Here is a 14,770-nt window from a genome sequence, read left to right as displayed (position 1 = left end):
ATTAGTTTAAATATCATGTCAAGCCCATATTGTCATATCTACCAATTATTTATAATACCACGATTTCCCCTTTGGGTTTCGATACAACCTCACCAACGATAGCCGCTTCTTCTATACCCTCATCATGCATCCTTTTCAATAACTTTTCTGCCTGTTCTGAAGGTAAGGCAATGAGTAAACCGCCGGCAGTTTGCGGATCGAAGAGGATATCCACCATCCAGCCGGGACAATCGGGACCTGCCTTGATCATGTGCATGCGAAATTCCTTGTTTCTGTGCAATCCTCCCGGCACTATCCCCATTTCTACCAGCTCCTGGATTTCTTGGAAGTAGGGGACCAGGTAAGAATGAATAATCATTCCCACATCGCTTCCTTCTACCATCTCACAGGCATGACCGAGAAACCCGAAACCGGTTACATCTGTGCACGCGTGAATATCGGCAAACTCCGTCATCAATTCCGCCGCCCTTTTGTTTAGAGTGAGCATGCATTCTATTGATTTGGCTACCAGATCATCATCGGCCATCTCTCCCTTCAGTGCTGTATTGATAATCCCTGTTCCCAGAGGCTTGGTCAGGATAAGTTTATCACCAACTCTGGCTCCCCTGTTGAACAGCACCTTATCAGGATGGATGATCCCGGTAACAGATAGCCCATACTTTAGCTCATCATCTTCCACGCTGTGTCCACCGACCAGAACTACTTCTGCCTCCCGCATCTTGTCCAGACCACCAAGAAGAATCTGCCGGAGTACCCCGATATCCATCTTGTTTATGGGAAAACAGATTATGTTCATGGCTGTAATCGGCTTTCCCCCCATGGCATAGACATCGGATAAAGAGTTTACTGCTGCAACCTGGCCGAAGGTATAGGGATCGTCAACGATGGGTGTGAAGAAATCGAGTGTCTGAATAATGGCGAGGTCATCGCTCAACTTATAAACACCTGCATCCTCAGCACTTTCTATCCCTGCAATCAGGTTCGGATCGGACTGGAGCGGCAATCCGCACAGAGCTCTGTGAAGGTCCCCCGGACCTATCTTGCAGGCTCATCCGGCACCATGTGTTGTCTCTGTGAGACGTATTTTTGTCTTGTCGTCCATTTTTTATCCTTTTCCAACACGCATGTTTACTTTCCGGAAGGGGTCAGCAGCATTTTATACTCATCCCCGGCTGTTTCCTCCACCTGTACTGAATATTTTTTGCTTTCTGCAAGTCGGCATACATTTTCCTTAGAAACTGCGGTTTCTACGAGGACGGTTACCTGTTCGTTCGGGTTTTGCTCAATAACCTTTTTTGTTCTCACCACAGGTATAGGGCAACCTAAACCTCGCACATCGACTTCAACCATTATAATTACCTCCCTGATTGTCAAAACTTTGAATTTTAAACTCGAAACTCAAGGAATACAGACTCCACTCCACTCGCACAAATGATCCTTGAACACCGCAGGAAGTTGGGAAATAATTTCTGGAATCCTCGTAGCCGGCGTAGCCTGTGCGTATTTTCCGGCCATACGATTTGCCCTGGTTGCAATAATTGCTGCCTGATGTAATTCCAGTTCAGCATAGACAAAAGCAGAAACCATACCCGTAATAGTATCACCCGTTCCCCCTATGGCTTCAAGCTCGGGTATATCAGGTTCAGTAATAGTATCCAAGATTTTGCCATTTTCAACTATATAATCAACCGCTCCCTTAATAAGCAACATCTTTGCTGCATTATTGTTACGATAAGCATCAGCCACCAATTCGGGAGCCTGCGTTATATCGGTATCGAAAAGGTGCCTGCTGATATAAGCGGGGTGTGTGGCGTCCGGATCAGCTAAAAAAGCCATCTCACAGAAATCCGGAGTGAAGATGTCAAATTTTGCTGCCAATCCTGCTGCTTTTGCTGCATACATCGAAGATGCATCCGCAATCATAATCGGCTTTTTAGGACATTTCTCTATAGATTCACACAGCCGTCTCATCAAGCCCATAACGGGAAGGCAATAGTGAAGTACCAGCACGGCCGGTGAAAGTTCGGAAATATTCTTTATCAAATACTCATAAAGTAATCTGCTTCCTTTTCCTTCACCATTGTCGCCAACTAATAGTGCCTGGGGTGGAGTGATGTTCAGATGACAGGTGGTAGCTGATGCGGCGCTGATCAGGGCTGCAGTACCCTGTGTACATGGGATTTCCAGATCATTTATGATCAATGATCCCACTTTAGTTTTAATCTCTCCCAGCGTCAGCGGGAAGCCCTTTATCGGGACTGTTCCACAGATGAGCATCATTTCAATTTCCCCCCTTACTTTTCCAGAGATCCAGACACTCAAGAAAAGCCCGGTCCATCATAAGCGCGCATAAGGTATAGCCTATCTCCTTCGGCCTCGGTGTATCTGTTAGTTTTTTATCGATGAGTTCGGCGTGAAGATAGGGAATATCGGGACAGCCCCCTCCGGAGGTGTTCAAAATTATTCCGGTATTCTTATCAAATGTAAGCTTCATATTACCTGCCTTTACCATTATTGCGTCACCGAAATCGGTTATTTTTACGATTTCCAGAAGATTTCCGCTACCCTTCATGGGGACAACCTCGATATAGTTTACATCTTTCTGTTTGAAAAGTCTCTCTATCCCCATCTGTTCAACAAGGTTTATCTCGACGGCCAGATCGCATCCTCTCCTGAGGGCAGGGGGCGGTGCCACGAGCTTGACCATATAGTCTGCCGATTTAAGAACCTTTTCTGCTTTTATGGCATTCTCGACATTTTCAAAGAGGAAAAGTCCTCCTCCTTCAAAGCGGGGTTTCTTTTTTATCCCGAAGACCATGTTATTTCCCTCTTTCCATCATTGAGACGCCAACAACAAGGCAAAATAGCAAACCTGCGATGACTGCTACCGGACCGAATTCGCCGGTGCCCTTAGGGCTTGACGAGAGAAGAAAATTATGGGCAAAAGCGGCGCCGGCAATGAGGCCAAGTATGGTAATTCCCGCGTCTGTATCCCCCTCGCTTGCCAAGATTGTCTGGCGCAGGGGACATCCACCCAGAAGTGTCGCAGTCAAGCCCGCCAGTACCATTCCAAGGAAATTCCACAGATGATTATTGTGAGCCACCGGTTGATTCTCAAAGCCCCAGTGGTAGAAACCGGAAGTGAAATTACCCAGAACATAGTTGCAAACCAGAACCCCGACAAAGAAGGAAACAATGCCGCTGAAGAGATAAAAGTCTCTAACCAGCATAATATCCCTCCAGCCCCCAACGAAGCACATTCTCGTCTTTTGGGCGATGACGCCAACGATGATTCCCGCAATAAGTGAAATCAGGATGGGAGCATGCATTGCACCCGGCCCCTTTTTACTGAAAAAGAGGAAATCCGGTTTGAAGATTATCAAAAGAAAAAGGCCAAACATAATAAGCGGTACAATCGATGCGGACATTTTAGATACACTTCCAGTCCGACCAAGATTATAACCACTCTTCAAAAACTGAATTCCGACAAATGCACCCACAATGATCCCCAAAAGTCCAGTAATGCCATTGAGGTCGCCCCCGGCAAGCCTTATCAGCCCCCTTACTGGACAGCCTAAGAAGACCAGTGCGCCTATCATTAAAAATGCCCCTAAGAAAAAACGTATTATTGGAGAGGAACCCCCTTTCGGTCTGAATTCTCCGAAGGCGAAAGCTGAGATTAAGGCGCCAAATGCAAAACCCATTATCTCCGGTCTGATATATTGTACCACTCCTGCCCTGTGCAGGCCGAGTCCGCCAGCAATGTCGCGGTAAAAACACGCAACACAGATGCCCATGTTTGCAGGATTTCCCCATTTCGTAAGCAACGATGCGAGTACACCGAAAGTCAGCCCTCCAAGAATAATCCATGTTTTCTGTGTCCAGAACCTGCCCGCCATTAGACCCTTTTCCTTTCCAATATCTGATGTTTTCATGCAATTATCTAAATTTAAGGAATAAGTCAAATTCATAATAGTTATAATTCTTCGTTGAGTATAATCGAAATTTATGGTAGTTAAATTTTCCATGAGTTATGATCAATTCAAGAATATCACTATTCAACAGATGGAATCTCTTGTCCATATCGTTGAAGAAGGAAGCTTCAGCCGAGCTGCCAAGAAGGTGTTTCTGACCCAGCCATCTCTGACCAAGCACATTAAAAACCTGGAAGAATCGATTGATGCCAGGATTGTTAACAGGAGAAACAGGGGGATATTTTTAACACCTGAGGGGAAGATACTTTATGATTATGCTAAAAAGATCCTCAGATTAAGAGATGAGGCAAAGGAAAAAATTTCAAGGATGAAGGAAAATGAATCGGGAAGTATCTTTATCCGCGCCAGCACCATACCGGCAACATATATCCTTCCGCGCCTTTTAAATGATTTCAAAGAGCTTTTTCCTGATATTCGGGCTTATGTTCAAACCTCTGACAGCGAAGAAACCCTCGAAATGATCCTGGATGATCAGGCAGAGATGGGCTTTATAGGCAAACAGACTTTTGACAAAAGATTGAATGTTGAATCCCTCTGGAGGGACAACCTTATTTTAGCTGTACCGGCAGACCATCTATGGGTGAAAAAGAAATATGTGACACTGGATGAAGTGTCAAAAGCCCCCTTTGTTATCAGAGAGAGGGGTTCAGCTACCCGCGAAATCTTGGAAGACTACTTGCGTAAAAATACTGACAGGAGCCTTCTTTCCATGTTCAATATTGTCTGTGAGATGGGAAGCTCTGAAGCGGTCAAAGAGGCGATCATAGCCGGTCTCGGCGTCTCCATCCTCTCCGTCCATGCTATAAAACGGGAATTACAACAAGGGGTTCTTTGTGAAGTGCCGATTCAGGACTGTACCATTCAGAGGCATATCTATTTGATTTACAAGAAGCAATTCAGTTTAATGCATTATCACAAACTATTTCTGGAATTTGTGAAGAACTACGAGGCATAAAATGACAGAGGCACAGAGGCACAGAGGTCATCCTGCAAAGTCCCAAAGCGGCAAAGCCGCAACCCCAAAAGTGCCTAAAGTTTGAAGTGCCTAAAGTGAACTAAAGTTAATGTACCGCCTTCGGCGCAGTCAAATTCGAAACAGGTTGCGCTATGACAGTAAACTCAGCTCTTCTATGTGAAAGGTAATATTTGAACAATGGGGAACAAGATACGTTATTACAGCACGAACAGAAACCTCACCGGCATCTCCGGAATCGTACCGTTTAAAGAATACGTTTCATTCAAGGATGCACTTCTTAAGGGGCAGGCTCCTGATGAGGGACTTTTTATGCCTGATGTCATCCCTCAAATTTCTATGAAGGATGTTATGGCATTAAAGGGGTTGCCATATCCGGAGACGGCAATGCTTGTAGCCCGGGCATTTTTCCATGATGAGATTTCATCTCATGAGTTGAGAAAAATAGTTGAGGGCTCATATAATTTTACCGTTCCACTGGAAAGGGTTTTTGACCGAAAATATGTAATGAGGCTTGATCAGGGACCAACGGCTTCTTTTAAGGATTTTGCCGCCAGGATGATGGCGAGGCTGATGAGTCATTTCCGGGACAGGGGTAAAAGACTGAATGTCCTTGTGGCGACATCGGGAGATACGGGGAGTGCGGTTGGCGAGGCGTTTAAAGGTGTTCCCGGGATTGATGTTAATATACTCTATCCGAGGGATGAGGTAAGCGGGAGGCAGAAAAAACAGCTGGATACGATCGGCGATAACGTACAGGTGATATCCGTCGAGGGAAAGTTCGATGATTGCCAGAATCTGGTCAAACAGGCTTTTTCAGAGCCGGGACTTGACTATCTCAACCTGACATCGGCGAACTCGATAAACTTCGGCAGAATACTTCCGCAGATTGTCTATTATGTTTACGCCTATGCACAGCTTGCCGCAAAGGAGGAGGAGATCGTTTTTTCCGTTCCTTCGGGTAATTTTGGAAATGCGCTCGGGTGCGAATATGCGAGGAGAATGGGGATACCGGTAAAGAAGCTGATCATGCCGACCAATGAGAATGATGAATTCCCTCAATATCTGAAAACGGGCAGCTATGAGAAGGTGTCGCCGTCCAGGGCGTGCCTGTCCAATGCGATGAATGTCGGCCATCCGAGCAACCTGGCCAGGTTCTTTGATTTATATGGCGGTACTGTTGACAGGCTCGGCACCGTTCATGCTTATCCCGATATCGATGCAATGCGAGAAAAATTTTTTTCAGTGAGTGTATCTGATACTGTTACACGGCAGACCATAGAAAGTGTTTACAGCAAATATGGAGTTGTCCTCGAACCTCACGGAGCGGTTGGCTGGAAGGGGCTTGAGGTCTATCTTGAAGAGTCCGGTGATTTTCCGCTGTGTGTATCTCTGGAGACGGCGCATACGGCCAAATTTCCCGATGAGATAAAGGAACTCCTCGGCATAATACCTGAGCTTCCGCAAAGCATGAAGGATATCGATAGCAGGGTAGGGGAACCATCTGAGTTGCCCGGTGACTACGCGACATTTAAAGAATATCTCCAGGATAACCTCAAGACGAAAAGCCCTTAAAAAATGACTGACAAATTAATACGAAGATTTTTACCGGGAGGTTTTTTCGGCAAGGTGAGCAGCTTACGTTCTTTTAGCGGATGCGAATACCCAGCTCACGCAGAAAGATGGTATGTACGATTTTGTAAAAGTAACGTCAGAAAAATGTTTATTTAAAATTCCGGTTATAATGCCGAGCGTTGTCGCGTCAAATTGGGAACAGCACTGTACGCTTAACACACCACCCATTTTAAGATTATCTTTAATCTTTGAGAAAATTCCATCCAGATATATCTCTCTGTCTACATTAATGAATGATTCAGGATGCATCGTTAAATCGTAGACAATGCCATCGAAGGTGTGTTTCTCGTCGAGAAAAGTATTTGCATCATCGGTTATGATCGCAACCCTTGGATCATCAAAAGCATCGAAACATATATTTTTCAAATATTTCTTGGAGGTATTTATCACTTCTTCGTCGATGTCGATGAGCGTAACGCTCCCGGGATTGTGTTTCAGAAGCTCGTAAAGGACTCCACCGTCTCCGCCACCAAGGATTGCCACACTGTTTAAACTGTTATCGGCCTCAATCAAGGGGGAAACCATACTTTGATTATAGATATGGGCATCAGCAGCCGCAATCTGCAGCTCTCCATCGAGGAACAACATCCTGCCGAAGGTCTCATTCTTTATGACATTGATTTGCTGATACTTTGACCGTGTGTCCAGGATTTTTTCTTCAATATGGTACCGGATTTCAAATCCTACGGACTCGGAAAAATCTGTTATCCAATCGGTGTGTGTTATTTCAAGGGGATTTCCTCTTGTAATCTCTGCTATCCTGACCGTTTCCGGACCGAGCTTCTCCTTCAGAAAGTGCAACATGTCAAGGGACAGTTGGGATTCATCAGCGCAGGTGAAGATGTCCAGTGAAGCATGACGGGCTTCGGGATACGTATGAATGGCAATATGAGATTCAGAGATGATTGCGATAGATGTAACGCCTATCGGATTAAAGCTATGACTGTTTATGCTGACGAGATTCAGCCCGCATTTCTCAATCCCTTCACTTAAAATCCGTTCAATGGCTTGTTGATCATTTAGAATATCGGCTGAGCAATTGATAAATTCTGCTATGAACTGTTTTCCTGTCGGTTTCATTGGCGGTCTTCCATATCCTTATAAATAAAATTCGGCTGGTAAAAGAGAATTTTCATATAATAGAAAATGGTTATCTGTCAAGAAAAAGCTCGCTGCCCCAAAATAGACATTGACCCTTCCAACACAGTAGGATAGGCGTCCCGCCTGTCCATAATGGTGAATCGCTTAGACAGCCGAGACGGCTGTCCTACGGGACGGGGAGGACAGTCTTTATTTTCAATGTCTATTTTAGGGTGTCGAGAATAAAATGCCTCTGAAAAAAATTTCAAATTGGCAACCTTCATTTAAAAGAGCTAAAGCTTAGTATCGATACAACTCTCGTGGGTCACAGCGTTCAGGTTACTTTCGCGGAGGCACAGCCGCGCCGCAGAACTTACAACGCACATTCTCTTTTCTTTTGTCTGCAGGAACAATTTGATTTCTCTTACATCGAGGACATGCCCGTTTAAGGTGAAAAATCATGCTGACTATTGCCTGTAATATCGGATATATTAACTTACATTTTCCTCTGCTGGATTATTGCATAAACTCACGATCCTGGCAATATTGTCGGATGATCCGACGACAAAAAGCACATCGTTAGCGTGAAATAACATGTCTACGTCCGGATTGGATAATATTTGCGAGTTCCTACGTATTGCCAGCAAGGTCACTCCGGATTTTTTCCTTAGCTCAATCTGAGCCAGCGATTTCCCAACTATTGGTGATTTTTCATCAAGCCGTAAGGTGCTGATTTCGAAATCGGGAAGCTGTAGTTTTAGGTCGGAAAGAGATGTCGATTTTCTGGAAAGGCTTCGAAACATCTCGTAACCACCTGATCGCACTTCAGCGACCAGCCTTTCGATTTCGTCTCTGGGTATAAGATACTTCGCCAGAACACGAGAAAAGATTTCTACTGAAGTTTCAAACTCCTCCGGAATGACTTCACTTGCTCCCAATTCATATAAGGGTTTCATTTCCTGGAGATAACGTGTTCGTATGATTATATGAGCCTTTTGGTTGAGTCTTCTGGCGATTTCGGTAATTCTGCGTGTTGCGGCGCAGTCGGCGATGGCTACAATTACCACCATCGCATCTCTAATGTCTGCGTGCTGAAGCACCGCCTCCTGGGTTGCGTCGCCATAATAAATCGGTTCACCCTCTGCCTGTTCGTTTCTTACCGTTTCCGGGTTCATTTCAATGATTACATAGGGGATACCTGCGACCTTGGCAGTTCGTGCTACATTCCTCCCATTTACTCCGTAGCCGATGATGATAAGATGATTCTTTTTGCCCGCGATCTTTGTTTCCGGAACAGGATAAAAACCCGATATTAACCTTTTCGGTATAGGCAACCGCAAGGTGAAATCTGCTAAGCGAGGCGCAAGCGCTATGATAAATGGTGTTGCCGCCATACTGAGAACGGAGAAAGCCAGAAACATCTGATAAGTATCTTCGGTAAGCAGGCCGTGTTCGATGCCGGCCTTAGATAGAATGAACGAAAATTCGCCGACCTGACTGAGTGCAAGTCCCACCAAAATTGCTGTGCGGAGTGGGAATCCTAATAAAATCGTTGCAAAGCCGGCGATGATTGCCTTTAATGCTAAAACGCTCAATGTAAGCAGCACGATGGTTCCCGGTTGCCGGAAAAGGAAGCCAATATCCAGGAGCATGCCAATGGAGACAAAAAAGAAGCTTATAAAGACATCACGAAAGGGTAAAATATTTCCGAGCGCCTGATGACTGTATTCAGATTCGGAAATGATCAACCCCGCTAAAAATGCCCCCAGGGCAAGGGAAAGCCCCGCACTGGAAGTTATCCACGCAACGGCAAGACACATTACAACAACGCTCAGCAAAAAAAGTTCCCGGCTACGCGTCCGGGCGATTTGAAACAGTACATGTGGCACAATCCATTTAGCGCTGACGATTACCAGCCCAATGATGCCGATTCCCTTGGCAAGAAGAAAGAGTGCGTATTCGCCCGAATTCCCTGTCGCTCCGGCCAGTAGAGGCGTAACCAATATCATTGGAACAATGATGACATCCTGGAAGATCAAGATGCCAAGGGTTGTACGTCCGTGGGGGCTGTCAACTTCGGCTCTTTCCTGGATTAGTTTGAGTACAATTGCCGTGCTACTCAGGGCTACGAGAAATCCTATGAAGATCGATTTACCAATGGATTGACCCAGTTGCCAGACTATAACAAAAGTAACCAGAAGAGTTAGCAATACCTGAATCGACCCCCCCATCAGGACTGATTTCCTGCTTCGCATCAGGTCTTTGAGTGAGAACTCGATTCCGATAGTAAAAAGCAGCAACACAATACCGACTTCAGCTAAAATTTCAACTTCATGAACTGCCTCTACCAGCCCCAGTCCGTAAGGCCCTGCCAGCATTCCGGTAAGGAGGAACCCAACAATTGCCGGCACGCGGAGTCGATGGCATATAAAAAGGACGGCGATGGACAGCCCTAAAATGATTAAAATGTCATTTAGCAGCGGTATTCCCATATTTTAATTTACCTTTGTTTTATAGTGAGCCTATCCTCAACAACAAGGAACATACATTGTACTAAAAAGTGGAAATTATTAATATGAAAGATTTACTTCTGACCGGGGTGTGTTCCGGAGACCCCGCCATGTAATGCGCTGGGCTTACACTTCCTACAGATCATTTTCCCTGATAAAGTCTATCGCGTTTTTGGAGATCGAAAGGCCCATTCCATCTTCGGGAAGTTTCTCTCTGGTCCAGCGGGGATAATTGGTGACATAAGGGTCAACATAAGACATAAGGGGTCAAGAGCAGACTTGATCCCTATGCTGATATTTAAAATGCCCGTACGATGAAGGTTTGATGGGTTTTCTCTTTTTAAAATTGGCGTTCAGCTTCCTCAGATAAAAACTGCTCAGAGGGTACAAACACCAAGTTGCATGTTTGACAACGAAAATAGTCGCGGTGCCTGTCCTGATAGAACTCGCTTCCATTTGCGGCAAGATTGGGGTCAGGTCTTGCAATAACACATTTTAATAAACGGGTTGTTCGATGTCGTACAGATGGAATGTTGCATTGCAAGAACTGACCCCCGAATCCGGAGCGAAGTGGCGCACTATTCCTCGTCGAGTGAATCCAATTGTTCCGCTTCTATGAGCTTCTCGACATCGATTTTATCTTGCGGCCTTCCGCTCGCTTTTTTTGCCAGGATCAGGTCAGCTCTCGAAATAAATGGTATCTCAAAGCCATCCAGATCGACCACCTTTCGATTCTTCCATGCAACTTCAAATTCGACTCCTGGAATTGACATCATAATATCAACCCGCAAGGGTGGCGTTCCCATCTGATAGAAGTAATCCTTCTGAGTGAAGTCATTTGCAGTAAGGTTTACCAGCGGTGCACCAAATTCCTTCAATGCGACATACACTGAGTTTGCATTCTCAGGATCGGTCGCTATCCACACGTCCAAATCTTTCGTAAACCGTGGTTCGCTATACTTCATTACCGCGTAGCCACCCACAACAAGATAACGGACATCATGCTTTTCGAAAAGATTCAGCAGTTCTCTGAAGTCGGAACTCGTTAACATCTTTACCTCGAATCAAAAAATAGTCATGTAGTATATCCGATACTGCCTCAAAGATGGCACGATCTCCTTGAGATTGCCAGAAGCGGATATCGAATGAACGTCTGTCATCCGTGATGCGCTGATAATTTTCCTCTATTATTCTCATTTTTTCCTGCCGAACGCCCTTGATAGGCGGGGCGCGAGCGGAGACTGAAAGGGCGTGAAGATCCGATGTTCAACGCCGACATAGCCCCATAAACCCGTCGGGACACAAAGAGGCAGCTGCTAAAGGCACGTTTAACTCAAACGTAGCTATTGAAATTGGCCACACCGGGTTCCCGGTCGGAGTTCATGAAGTTTTTCGCAGCTTTCATTTTCGTTAAATCAGTCTTTTTAATAAGATATCTTCAACATTCTGCCGAGAATCTATTACCGATAATACAAATATTTTCCGTTCAGCTATTCTGTATATTAGTCGCCATGGGGGAATAACTAATTCCCTGTATTGTAATACACCTTGGTCTTGAAGCTCCGGCAAGATGCGGCCTCTTTCAGGGAGGGCATAAAGATCTGTAGCTTTTTGCTTAATCTCTTTCAAAAGTTTTAAGGCATTTTGAGGACTATCCACTGAAATGTATTCAATGATATTTTTTAAATCATTTTCTGCAACATTGGTCCAAATAATTTTATACTTTGGATTCATTACAGTTTTTCTTTCAGCGAATTCTCAAGATCTCTGAACACTTTCTTTTGTGGCTTTACCTTTCCATTTCGCACATCAATTTCGCCTTGAGATATTAGTTTCAATAAGCCAATTGCATTCCGCATATTTTCGTAACTTTCAGGATCTTGAAGAACAGCCCTGGGTTCCCCGTTTTGGGTTATAATTACAGGGCGATGAGTTGCGTTAATTTGGTTTAATAAATCTGCGGCTCTGGATTTTAAATAAGTAATTGGCTTTATATCATTTATTATATTCATTTTTACCACCTCCGGTCTATATATAGTACCAAATATGAACCGAATGTCAAGATGAATTTTTTACTGCGAACGCCGTGACCCCTGATGTCAATAGTGGACACCAATAAATAATATTTAAGCTGCCTTCCTCCCTGCATAGAATTGCCGTTCATAAACAACAGGGGATAAGTATCCAAGCCTTTTCTGAAGTCGTTGCCGATTGTAGAATATCTCGATATATTCTGTAATCTCTCTAATTGCCTGTTCTCTTGTGGCATAATGTTGATGATAGATAAGCTCGTTCTTCATTGTTCCCCAAAAACTTTCTATGGGTGCATTATCATAACAGTTGCCCTTCCTGCTCATGGAAGCTTTCATATTAAACCGGTCAAGGAGTTTCTGGTATTCTAAGGAACAGTACTGACTTCCACGATCGGAATGATTGATGAGACCGGGCGGAGGCTGTTTTCTTTTTACCCCCATCAATAGAGATGTTATGACGAGGTCTTTGGTAATCCTCGATCCCAGTGCGTAGCCTACAATCTCACCGTTAAAGAGGTCTTTATGAGCAGCACAATAAAGCCATCCTTCATCGGTAGGGATGTAAGTGAGATCACTTACCCAGGCCCTGCTTGGCAATAAGGCTTCAAAGTTCTGCTCCAGTAAATTAATTGCTACCGGCAGGGCATGTTTCGAGTTCGTGGTTGCTTTAAATTTCCTCACCTGTCTGCAACGTATTCCGAGTTTCTTTCTGATCCGTCTGATCCGGCAGATGCCTGTCTTGACGCCATGGGCTGCAAGGTCCTGCTGTAATCTTTCCGGTCCAAAAGTGCCACGGGTTCTCTCGTGGGCCGCTTTTATCTCTATCTCCAGTCTTGCCTCCTCCTGAGTGTGTTGTGAAGGGAGACGAGAAGCCCACGCGTAATAGCCGCTTGGCGATACATTCAGCATATGGCACATAAAAGGTATTGTGTACTGAAGCCGCAGTTTTCTCATGAGCGCGTACCTGACTGCGGCTCTCTCGCAAAGTACGCTGCTGCTTTTCGTAAAAAATCACGTTCCATTTTTGTCTGGGTAAGTTCACGTTTGATCTGTGCCAGCTCCATTTCTGCTTCTGTAAGGGTTTTCTTTGAGCTACCCACAGAGGAAAGTTTCCCTTTCCTTTCTTCTGTGACCCAATAAGATATGGTTGATTTGGGTATTGATAATCTTCGTCCCACATCGGGTATTTTAAACCCTTGTTCGGTTACCAGCTTAACCGCCTCCTCCCGAAGCTCCTTTGTGTATACTGCATTGGGAATTCTTTCCATTCCGACACCTCCGTCTTTGTATTGTACATCAACTTGGTGTCCACTAAAAGCATTATACATCAAGGTGCCGATTATCTTTTTCTAAATGTCAATTCAAGTTGATCTGCCGCAGATTTTAACCTTTTATCTGCTGTCCACAGTGGTACTCCGGTCAACTGAGCAGACGCTAAAAGGTGGACATCGACGAAACCAACACTTTTTCCCATTAGGTGATTTTGATCAATAAAGAATAGAAATTCGTCAAATTCAATCGTCGGAGCCATTGGAAGGGAATGAAGCAAGGAGATGATTTCGGTCCGGTTTTTCAGATTACCACAGGCGAGCTCGCCAATGATAAATGGGTGGCACATAACCTTAGCATCCATTAGTAACTTTTCAAGCTGCCGGCGACCTTGACGCAGGTGGGTAACCCAAATTGAAGTGTCAACAATGACCATGGTAGTTTTTAGGCAGATTTTCGTCTTGGAATGGGACGTAGGTTATTTTCGGTTCCGCTGAGTTTAGCAAGTCGCCGGCTGCTTTCGCGAGCAATTAAAGCTTCTAAACCAAGCCGCACTAAAGAGGTTTTCTCCTTAACCCCTGTCAGCCGCGATGCCTTTTCCAATATCTTGTCGTCTATGTTTAGTGTTGTTCTCATATGCACTAATATGTATTAATCATGCATGCATGTCAAATAGAAATTTGATTTGAAGCTAACATTATCAGTAGATGGAAACTTTTCCTTATATTGCCTTTATATCACGGAATGAATTCCATCTATTTTTATATTAATATATCTAAAACGGAAAATTATACCTTTTCGTATCAGACCAATTTCCCCTGATGAGTTTGATATTAGGTGAATCTTCAGGGGACTAAATAGGGTCGTGTCTTAAACTGTTAATTTCAGGGGTAGCTCAGATGCAGCGGCAGGTTCCGGAGAGTATCATTAGCAGTTAATCAAATGTGTGTGAGATGAGATGTCACAGCGGCTCTGTAGAAAAGTTATCAAATCCCCCCCTTTTGTTACATTTCCGTAAAATATATAATTTGAAAAAAGCGAAAAATCAAGTGATATTAATGATCTTCTTTCCGGTACACGTAATACTTGTTGAACGGAAAGGCTTTTTGAGGCATATTAGTTTTCTTCGCGGGTATTGTGAAAATTAAGATTTTATGAAATATTAAAACTTGAATACCCCGTTTTGTAAACGGGGATGAAAAGTTTTCCTGCCGGAGGCAGGCCTGAACATGCTATACATACGGCATGGCACTGAGAAGAACCAGTCATGCAGTA

Annotated in this window: 17 protein-coding genes; 2 read left to right on the top strand and 15 right to left on the bottom strand. The window is 44.4% G+C overall.

The window, feature by feature from the left end:
* Positions 1 to 49: 49 nt before the first annotated feature.
* From selD to yedE, 5 genes are read right to left on the bottom strand one after another with little or no spacing between them, the layout of a single operon-like run.
* Entirely contained in the window at positions 50 to 1,102 is a 1,053-nt protein-coding gene (gene selD / locus Q7J27_01530) for a selenide, water dikinase SelD (protein ID MDO9527820.1), read from the bottom strand.
* A gap of 26 nt (positions 1,103 to 1,128) precedes the next feature.
* Positions 1,129 to 1,350: a sulfurtransferase TusA family protein gene (locus Q7J27_01525; GenBank protein ID MDO9527819.1), complete on the bottom strand. Its 222-nt coding sequence runs from the start codon at positions 1,348 to 1,350 to the stop codon at positions 1,129 to 1,131.
* 48 nt (positions 1,351 to 1,398) lie between these two features.
* Positions 1,399 to 2,280, bottom strand: a complete 882-nt coding sequence (locus Q7J27_01520) for an NAD(P)H-hydrate dehydratase (GenBank protein MDO9527818.1) — start codon at positions 2,278 to 2,280, stop codon at positions 1,399 to 1,401.
* Position 2,281: 1 nt separating this feature from the next.
* Complete coding sequence (locus tag Q7J27_01515) at positions 2,282 to 2,818, bottom strand: DUF3343 domain-containing protein (protein MDO9527817.1); 537 nt, start codon at positions 2,816 to 2,818, stop codon at positions 2,282 to 2,284.
* A gap of 1 nt (position 2,819) precedes the next feature.
* The gene (gene yedE / locus Q7J27_01510) at positions 2,820 to 3,935 is read right to left on the bottom strand and encodes a YedE family putative selenium transporter (protein ID MDO9527816.1); all 1,116 of its coding nucleotides are present in this window, start codon (positions 3,933 to 3,935) and stop codon (positions 2,820 to 2,822) included.
* A 73-nt stretch (positions 3,936 to 4,008) separates the two neighbouring features.
* Here yedE and Q7J27_01505 point away from each other — a divergent pair, with 73 nt between their 5' ends.
* Together Q7J27_01505 and thrC are read left to right on the top strand one after the other, a co-directional pair.
* The gene (locus Q7J27_01505) at positions 4,009 to 4,950 is read left to right on the top strand and encodes a selenium metabolism-associated LysR family transcriptional regulator (GenBank protein ID MDO9527815.1); all 942 of its coding nucleotides are present in this window, start codon (positions 4,009 to 4,011) and stop codon (positions 4,948 to 4,950) included.
* A 198-nt stretch (positions 4,951 to 5,148) separates the two neighbouring features.
* Positions 5,149 to 6,543: a threonine synthase gene (gene thrC, locus Q7J27_01500; GenBank protein MDO9527814.1), complete on the top strand. Its 1,395-nt coding sequence runs from the start codon at positions 5,149 to 5,151 to the stop codon at positions 6,541 to 6,543.
* Positions 6,544 to 6,606: 63 nt separating this feature from the next.
* On the opposite strand, the gene speD is transcribed toward thrC, so the two are convergent.
* From speD to Q7J27_01450, 10 genes are all read right to left on the bottom strand, one after another.
* Entirely contained in the window at positions 6,607 to 7,683 is a 1,077-nt protein-coding gene (gene speD / locus Q7J27_01495; GenBank protein ID MDO9527813.1) for an adenosylmethionine decarboxylase, read from the bottom strand.
* Positions 7,684 to 8,174: 491 nt separating this feature from the next.
* Positions 8,175 to 10,175, bottom strand: coding sequence for a cation:proton antiporter (locus Q7J27_01490; GenBank protein ID MDO9527812.1), 2,001 nt, complete (start codon positions 10,173 to 10,175; stop codon positions 8,175 to 8,177).
* A 153-nt stretch (positions 10,176 to 10,328) separates the two neighbouring features.
* Positions 10,329 to 10,454, bottom strand: a complete 126-nt coding sequence (locus tag Q7J27_01485) for a hypothetical protein (protein ID MDO9527811.1) — start codon at positions 10,452 to 10,454, stop codon at positions 10,329 to 10,331.
* A gap of 317 nt (positions 10,455 to 10,771) precedes the next feature.
* On the bottom strand, positions 10,772 to 11,245 hold the full coding sequence (locus Q7J27_01480; protein MDO9527810.1) for a nucleotidyltransferase: 474 nt from the start codon (positions 11,243 to 11,245) through the stop codon (positions 10,772 to 10,774).
* Positions 11,193 to 11,390, bottom strand: a complete 198-nt coding sequence (locus tag Q7J27_01475; protein ID MDO9527809.1) for a hypothetical protein — start codon at positions 11,388 to 11,390, stop codon at positions 11,193 to 11,195. Before Q7J27_01475 ends, Q7J27_01480 begins: the two co-directional genes overlap by 53 nt.
* 213 nt (positions 11,391 to 11,603) lie before the next feature.
* Positions 11,604 to 11,927 (bottom strand): type II toxin-antitoxin system RelE/ParE family toxin, encoded by a 324-nt coding sequence (locus tag Q7J27_01470; GenBank protein MDO9527808.1) that lies wholly within the window; start codon positions 11,925 to 11,927, stop codon positions 11,604 to 11,606.
* The gene (locus Q7J27_01465) at positions 11,927 to 12,205 is read right to left on the bottom strand and encodes a type II toxin-antitoxin system Phd/YefM family antitoxin (protein MDO9527807.1); all 279 of its coding nucleotides are present in this window, start codon (positions 12,203 to 12,205) and stop codon (positions 11,927 to 11,929) included. Before Q7J27_01465 ends, Q7J27_01470 begins: the two co-directional genes overlap by 1 nt.
* 114 nt (positions 12,206 to 12,319) lie before the next feature.
* Positions 12,320 to 13,494, bottom strand: a protein-coding gene (locus tag Q7J27_01460; protein ID MDO9527806.1) for an IS3 family transposase whose coding sequence is annotated in 2 segments (ribosomal slippage) — positions 12,320 to 13,221 and positions 13,221 to 13,494 — 1,176 coding nt in all. Because the reading frame shifts where the segments join, the coding sequence is not laid out codon by codon here.
* A 71-nt stretch (positions 13,495 to 13,565) separates the two neighbouring features.
* Complete coding sequence (locus Q7J27_01455) at positions 13,566 to 13,931, bottom strand: type II toxin-antitoxin system VapC family toxin (GenBank protein ID MDO9527805.1); 366 nt, start codon at positions 13,929 to 13,931, stop codon at positions 13,566 to 13,568.
* Between the two features lie 8 nt (positions 13,932 to 13,939).
* Entirely contained in the window at positions 13,940 to 14,131 is a 192-nt protein-coding gene (locus tag Q7J27_01450) for a type II toxin-antitoxin system VapB family antitoxin (protein MDO9527804.1), read from the bottom strand.
* Positions 14,132 to 14,770 lie beyond the last annotated feature (639 nt).

The organism is Syntrophales bacterium, assembly GCA_030655775.1.
In the GTDB taxonomy this organism is placed as follows: domain Bacteria; phylum Desulfobacterota; class Syntrophia; order Syntrophales; family JADFWA01; genus JAUSPI01.
Note: the sequence above shows the minus strand (reverse complement) of the source record. Positions and strands in the feature narration are given on the sequence as shown.

Excerpts from the sequence above, each read along its gene's own strand:
- Q7J27_01520 (MDO9527818.1), bottom strand. The coding sequence starts at position 2,280 with ATGATGCTCATCTGTGGAACAGTCCCGATAAAGGGCTTCCCGCTGACG.
- Q7J27_01475 (MDO9527809.1), bottom strand. The coding sequence starts at position 11,390 with ATGAGAATAATAGAGGAAAATTATCAGCGCATCACGGATGACAGACGT.
- Q7J27_01505 (MDO9527815.1), top strand. The coding sequence starts at position 4,009 with ATGGTAGTTAAATTTTCCATGAGTTATGATCAATTCAAGAATATCACT.
- Q7J27_01465 (MDO9527807.1), bottom strand. The coding sequence starts at position 12,205 with ATGAATATAATAAATGATATAAAGCCAATTACTTATTTAAAATCCAGA.
- yedE (MDO9527816.1), bottom strand. The coding sequence starts at position 3,935 with ATGAAAACATCAGATATTGGAAAGGAAAAGGGTCTAATGGCGGGCAGG.
- thrC (MDO9527814.1), top strand. The coding sequence starts at position 5,149 with ATGGGGAACAAGATACGTTATTACAGCACGAACAGAAACCTCACCGGC.
- Q7J27_01470 (MDO9527808.1), bottom strand. The coding sequence starts at position 11,927 with ATGAATCCAAAGTATAAAATTATTTGGACCAATGTTGCAGAAAATGAT.
- Q7J27_01480 (MDO9527810.1), bottom strand. The coding sequence starts at position 11,245 with ATGTTAACGAGTTCCGACTTCAGAGAACTGCTGAATCTTTTCGAAAAG.
- Q7J27_01455 (MDO9527805.1), bottom strand. The coding sequence starts at position 13,931 with ATGGTCATTGTTGACACTTCAATTTGGGTTACCCACCTGCGTCAAGGT.
- Q7J27_01490 (MDO9527812.1), bottom strand. The coding sequence starts at position 10,175 with ATGGGAATACCGCTGCTAAATGACATTTTAATCATTTTAGGGCTGTCC.
- Q7J27_01485 (MDO9527811.1), bottom strand. The coding sequence starts at position 10,454 with ATGTCTTATGTTGACCCTTATGTCACCAATTATCCCCGCTGGACCAGA.
- Q7J27_01525 (MDO9527819.1), bottom strand. The coding sequence starts at position 1,350 with ATGGTTGAAGTCGATGTGCGAGGTTTAGGTTGCCCTATACCTGTGGTG.
- Q7J27_01515 (MDO9527817.1), bottom strand. The coding sequence starts at position 2,818 with ATGGTCTTCGGGATAAAAAAGAAACCCCGCTTTGAAGGAGGAGGACTT.
- speD (MDO9527813.1), bottom strand. The coding sequence starts at position 7,683 with ATGAAACCGACAGGAAAACAGTTCATAGCAGAATTTATCAATTGCTCA.
- Q7J27_01450 (MDO9527804.1), bottom strand. The coding sequence starts at position 14,131 with ATGAGAACAACACTAAACATAGACGACAAGATATTGGAAAAGGCATCG.